The sequence below is a fragment of the Limnobacter olei genome (assembly GCF_029087225.1).
Classification (GTDB): domain Bacteria; phylum Pseudomonadota; class Gammaproteobacteria; order Burkholderiales; family Burkholderiaceae_B; genus Limnobacter; species Limnobacter olei.
In genome coordinates, this window is sequence record NZ_JARFJD010000023.1 from 1 (window position 1) to 5,285 (window position 5,285).

The 5,285-nt window shown below is 49.8% G+C and carries 6 protein-coding genes; all 6 read left to right on the plus strand.

Annotated features, from left to right (window positions below; translation table 11 throughout):
- Positions 1 to 188 precede the first annotated feature (188 nt).
- Positions 189 to 452, plus strand: coding sequence for a type II toxin-antitoxin system TacA family antitoxin (locus tag PY990_RS13355; protein WP_275272024.1), 264 nt, complete (start codon positions 189 to 191; stop codon positions 450 to 452).
- 288 nt (positions 453 to 740) lie between these two features.
- On the plus strand, positions 741 to 1,793 hold the full coding sequence (locus PY990_RS13360) for a methyltransferase domain-containing protein (RefSeq protein WP_275272025.1): 1,053 nt from the start codon (positions 741 to 743) through the stop codon (positions 1,791 to 1,793).
- Positions 1,784 to 2,620, plus strand: a complete 837-nt coding sequence (locus PY990_RS13365) for a phosphate ABC transporter substrate-binding protein (RefSeq protein WP_275272026.1) — start codon at positions 1,784 to 1,786, stop codon at positions 2,618 to 2,620. Before PY990_RS13360 ends, PY990_RS13365 begins: the two co-directional genes overlap by 10 nt.
- Positions 2,601 to 3,449: a phosphate ABC transporter permease subunit PstC gene (gene pstC / locus PY990_RS13370; protein ID WP_275272027.1), complete on the plus strand. Its 849-nt coding sequence runs from the start codon at positions 2,601 to 2,603 to the stop codon at positions 3,447 to 3,449. The genes PY990_RS13365 and pstC overlap by 20 nt, the downstream gene beginning before the upstream one ends.
- A complete protein-coding gene (gene pstA / locus PY990_RS13375) occupies positions 3,446 to 4,324 on the plus strand; it encodes a phosphate ABC transporter permease PstA (protein WP_275272028.1) in 879 nt (292 codons plus the stop codon). Before pstC ends, pstA begins: the two co-directional genes overlap by 4 nt.
- 44 nt (positions 4,325 to 4,368) lie before the next feature.
- Complete coding sequence (locus PY990_RS13380; protein WP_275272029.1) at positions 4,369 to 5,199, plus strand: phosphate ABC transporter ATP-binding protein; 831 nt, start codon at positions 4,369 to 4,371, stop codon at positions 5,197 to 5,199.
- Positions 5,200 to 5,285 lie beyond the last annotated feature (86 nt).

Here is a 5,285-nt window from a genome sequence, read left to right on the forward strand (position 1 = left end):
CTAGGCACACGCACTCAGTTTCCATGCCTTGGTAATTCCTTTAAGATGTAATTGACCTTAAGGCTTTGCAAATCGACTCTTCGTGATGACTTGGGTTTTATCGTGACTAATCAGTCTTTGGTTCAGTATTGACGCTAATCTCGCAGAACGATAGCCCCTACAGATATCGCAGCGTCACAGTAGGTTTCATGATGAAAGACAGATTAATCAAGATTAGGACAAGTTCAAAGACACGCGATTTCATAGACGAAGCGGCTAAGATTCAGGGCAAAACCCGCTCTGATTTTATTCTCAGCGCAAGCGCAGAAAAAGCGCAAGACGTGCTGCTTGAACAGGTGTTTTTCAAGCTTGGGAGTACAGAATTCATTGCGTTTTCGGACTTGATTGAGACGCCATTTGATCCGTCCGAATGCCTAAAGAACATAATATCGATCAAGACTATCTGGTCCTGAGAGTTAGACGAGTTTGAGTTTTGATCCGCCATAAGTAGGTGATGCAAGTCGACGGATTACTTGCGGATCACAGCCGCCTTGTGCCCACTTCACTTATTCTGAATAGTCTCACAGTGAGGCCCCCGCTTATCAATCAGATGCGCGTTAGTTCAATGGCAGCATTCGTTCCAAACGAGGCATTGATGTGCTCAGCAGACTAATTTGTATGCGATGTAACCTTCTCCTCCAGTTATCGAATACAGTTACTACGCGAAGTTTTTTAAAAATCGGTAAATTCTGGAGGCACAGATGTACGACGTGGTCAAAGACTACTATGGCAAACAATTACAAAGCAGCAACGACCTGAAGACCACCGCCTGCTGTGATTTTTCCTCAATGCCTTCGTGGCTAAAGCCACTTCTGTCCAATATCCACGATGAGGTACTAAGCCGCTATTACGGCTGTGGGCTTGTATGCCCCACAGATTTGAAGGGCAAACGAGTTTTGGACCTAGGATCAGGATCAGGTCGTGATGTTTACGCCTTGGCGCAACTGGTTGGTGAAACCGGCCATGTGGTTGGTGTCGACATGACCGAGGAGCAACTCGATGTGGCCAATCGGCACCTGGAATACCATCGACAAAAGTTTGGTTATGCACAAAGCAATGTCACCTTCCTCCAAGGTTACATTGAGCGCTTGGACGAATTGGGTCTTGAGGACAACAGCTTCGACGTGATTGTGTCCAATTGTGTGGTGAACCTTTCACCTGACAAGGATTCCGTGATTCGTGAAGTGTACCGGTTGTTGAAACCGGGCGGCGAGTTCTATTTCTCTGACGTGTATTCGGATCGGCGACTGGCTTCAAATGTCGCCAGTGATCCGGTGCTTTACGGTGAGTGCCTTGGTGGGGCCTTGTATTGGTATGACTTTTTGCGGCTGGCTACACAAAATGGGTTTACCGATCCACGCCTTGTAGAAGACCGCCTCCTTGAGATAACCGACGAGCGACTGAACGTATTGATCGGGCAGACGAAGTTTTACTCTGCTACGTATCGTCTTTTCAAACTCAACGGTTTGGAAACGGCCTGTGAGGATTACGGACAGGCGGTTGTGTATCTGGGGAGCAGTGACAATCAGCCCGATTCCTTCTTGCTCGACAAACATCATTTGATTGAAACCGGCAAGGTGTTTCCTGTTTGTGGCAACACCTATCGCATGCTGCATGACACCCGATTCAATGCCCACTTTAAGTTTATTGGTGATTTTTCGCGTCATTACGGCATTTTTGAAGGATGTGGCAGTGTCATACCCTTTGATTCAGCAGCCAGTGCAGGCAACTGCTCTACGGGAGCATGTTGCTAATAAAAACTTTCCATTTTTCTCGATTGGCGATTTGGACCTTGTTTGGTGGCTTGGGCTTGATGTCAATGCCTGTGTTTTCTGCAGAAAATAAACTCTCGATGACGGGTTCCAGCACAGTTGCACCACTGGCGCTTGAAATCGCAAAACGTTTTGAATCCCAGAATCCGGGAGTACGTATTGATGTACAAACAGGTGGTAGCGGCCGTGGAATTGCTGATGCGCGAAATGGAACGGCCGATGTAGGTTTGGTGTCCCGTTCCTTGAAGGCTGATGAAAGTGACTTGCAAGGACATACCATTGCACTGGATGGTGTGGCTGTGATTCTTCACAAATCCAACCCTGTTGGTAACTTGAGCAATGCTCAAATTGTGGGCATTTACACCGGCACAATCCAGAACTGGAAAGAGGTTGGTGGTAAAGATCAAAAGATCACCGTGGTCAACAAGGCAGAAGGTCGTTCCACACTTGAGCTTTTTGCCCAGTATTTCGGACTTAAGAACAGCCAGATCAAGGCGCAGGTTGTGATTGGCGACAATCAGCAAGGGATCAAGACTGTTGCTGGCAATCCGGGTGCGATCGGATATGTGTCTATCGGTTCCGCAGAGTTTGAGATTGAGAACGGAGTGCCCTTGAAGATGTTGTCCATGAATGGTGTAAAGCCCAATACGGAAAATGTCCGAAATGGCAGTTTTCCTTTGTCTCGCCCTTTGCTTCTGGTAACCAAAGGGGTGGATACCGATTTGCGCAAGAAGTTTTTAAGCTTTTCCAAAAGCCCGGCCGTGTATGACCTCGTGAAAGAGCAGTATTTTGTACCGATCGGACGCTGATCTTCCCCTGAAGGCTGGTACGTTTGTGCTGGCCTTGGCGGCCAGCAGTGTTGTCGGCCTCGTGATCCTGTTTGTGTTCATGGAGTCACTGCCGGTACTCAACTCGTCCACGCCGAGCTTTTTCAACCCGAACGAGCCTTGGTTTCCACTGGAGGGCAAACGCGGCCTGTTGCCCATGGTCGCGGCCAGTGTACTGTGTGCTTTGGGTGCAATCGCAATCGCTTTGCCACTGGGAATTGCAAGCGCTTTTTTTGCCCAGTATTACGGCCACTCTGCGTTGGTCACCCCTTACCGCTGGTTGCTGGGGCTTCTTGCCGGTATTCCATCCGTGGTTTTTGGGTTCTGGGGGCTTACCGTGCTGGTGCCGCTCATCGCGCAATATCAACCCCCGGGTGCCAGTTTGCTGGCAGGGGTATTGATTCTTTCGCTCATGATTTTGCCCACCGTGGCGCTGACAGCAGAAGCCGCCTTCAAGGCTGTGCCTCAGTCCTATTTGGATGGTGGCCATGCATTGGGCATGAAAAAATCCGCGATTGCTTTCAAGATATTAGTGCCTTCCGCTCGACAAGGTTTGATCGCTGGTGCGGTGTTGACCATTACCAGGGCATTGGGAGAAACCATGGCGGTGCTGATGGTGACTGGCAATGTGGTTGCGATGCCCACCAGTCTTTTTGATCCGGTGCGAACGCTGACTTCCAACATTGCACTGGAAATGGCCTATGCCATGAATGATCACCGTGCCAGCCTGTTTTTTTCCGGCTTTGTGCTGACACTTCTCGTGGCTTTACTGGTGTGTATTGTTCATCAACGTGAGCGTGCCCATTCATGATCCACACTCATTTGCAGAAAAGCCTTGTTCGCCGCAAAACAATTCAAACGGACCACCTCTTCGCTTTGGCGGTTTACCTGGCAGCAGCCTGTGTAGCCGGAGCGTTTTGCTGGATTGTGTTTGATTTGCTACTTAACGGTATTGGCAAGTTGTCGTGGGCATTTCTCACCGAGCTTCCAGTTAGCTCCGGCCGCAAAGGTGGCATATCCAGTGTATTGGTTTCTACCGTCATGATCTTGCTGGTCACCATTATTGCTGCAGTGCCTGTGGCCTTTGCAACAGCAATCTGGTTGTCGGAGTTCACCCGGAATGGAGGACGACTGGTCATCATCGTTCGTTTGTCACTGGATATTCTGGCAGGTGTTCCTTCCATCGTATTCGGTTTGTTTGGTGCTGCGTTCTTCTGTGTTTTTTTGGGCCTGGGATATTCCATACTTGCCGGAGGACTCACATTGGCATGCATGGTTTTGCCCATCCTCATCAGAACCACCGAAGCAGGTCTGACCGCGGTGAATAATGGTTGGCGGCAGGGGGCCGCCGCTTTGGGACTGACGAAGTCTGCCGCCTTGTGGCAAATCCTGTTGCCTGCCGCAGCCCCCTCGATTGCGGCTGGCATGGTGTTGGGTGTGGGCCGTGCAATGGCAGAAACTGCCGCATTGATTTTTACGAGCGGCTACGTTGATCGTATGCCTGAAAGTGTGTTTGATTCAGGGCGGGCATTAGCGATTCATATCTTCGATTTGTCGATGAATGTACCAGGTGGAGACAAATCTGCTTATGCAAGTGCGCTGGTTTTGATCGTGGCCATTGGCGTGGTCAATTTGTTCGCCTTGAAATTGTCTGACAAATTGCTGGCGAGCCGGATCTTCACATGACCGCGCCAAGTTTAAACAACAACGGTTTTTTAGCAGAGAACGGGATGGACACTTCAGCCACAACTTACACATTGGGTGACCTTCAACAGGGAGCCCCCTGCTGTGTACCCACACCCATTCTGGACATACAGGATTTGCAGGTGGCCTACAACGGCGTAGTTGCTTTGGATGATTTGAGCCTCCAGATCAACAAAAATTGCATCACCGCCCTGATCGGCCCTTCGGGTTGTGGGAAGACGAGTTTTCTGTCGGCGCTTAACAGGCTGACCGATCTGGTACCCAATGCTGCCGTAAAGGGAAAAATTTATTTCGAGGGCCAAGACATTCACGACAAGCAGATCGATGTGCGCGTATTGAGAACCCACATCGGGATGATTTTTCAGCGTCCGAATCCTTTTCCGCTCAGCATTCGTCGTAATCTGGAAATGCCCTTGAGAGAGCATGGGGTGAAAGCACGTCAAAGCCTAGATGATCGCATTGAAAATGCGTTGCGAAATGTGGGCTTGTGGGATGAAGTGAAAGATCGGCTGGATCAGTCGGCACTGGGTCTGTCAGGTGGTCAGCAGCAACGGTTGTGCATTGCACGTGCACTAGTTTTGGAGCCCAAGGTCTTGTTGATGGATGAACCTTGCAGTGCACTGGACCCGATCTCCTCTGCAGTCGTGGAAGACCTGATTCTCCGTTTGAAGGGGAAATACACGGTTGTTATCGTCACTCACAATCTGGCTCAAGCCAAACGAATTGCCAATTACGCTGCATTTTTCTGGATGAAGGAACGCGTTGGAAAGCTCATTGAATACGGACAATGCAGGCAACTGTTCGAAGCACCGGGACATGAGTTGACTGCCGCGTACATTGCAGGGGTGCGTGGTTAAGCAATCAATTTTCACTCGGGTTTCTTTGAATCGCCCCGCTTTCTCTAGGCACTTTTTATCCTCACAATGGACTACCCCGCCTATCG

What these genes read in the sequence shown, in the direction of transcription:
- PY990_RS13355 (WP_275272024.1), top strand. Translation starts at nt 189, where the DNA reads ATGATGAAAGACAGATTAATCAAGATTAGGACAAGTTCAAAGACACGC.
- PY990_RS13360 (WP_275272025.1), top strand. Translation starts at nt 741, where the DNA reads ATGTACGACGTGGTCAAAGACTACTATGGCAAACAATTACAAAGCAGC.
- PY990_RS13365 (WP_275272026.1), top strand. Translation starts at nt 1,784, where the DNA reads ATGTTGCTAATAAAAACTTTCCATTTTTCTCGATTGGCGATTTGGACC.
- pstA (WP_275272028.1), top strand. Translation starts at nt 3,446, where the DNA reads ATGATCCACACTCATTTGCAGAAAAGCCTTGTTCGCCGCAAAACAATT.
- PY990_RS13380 (WP_275272029.1), top strand. Translation starts at nt 4,369, where the DNA reads ATGGACACTTCAGCCACAACTTACACATTGGGTGACCTTCAACAGGGA.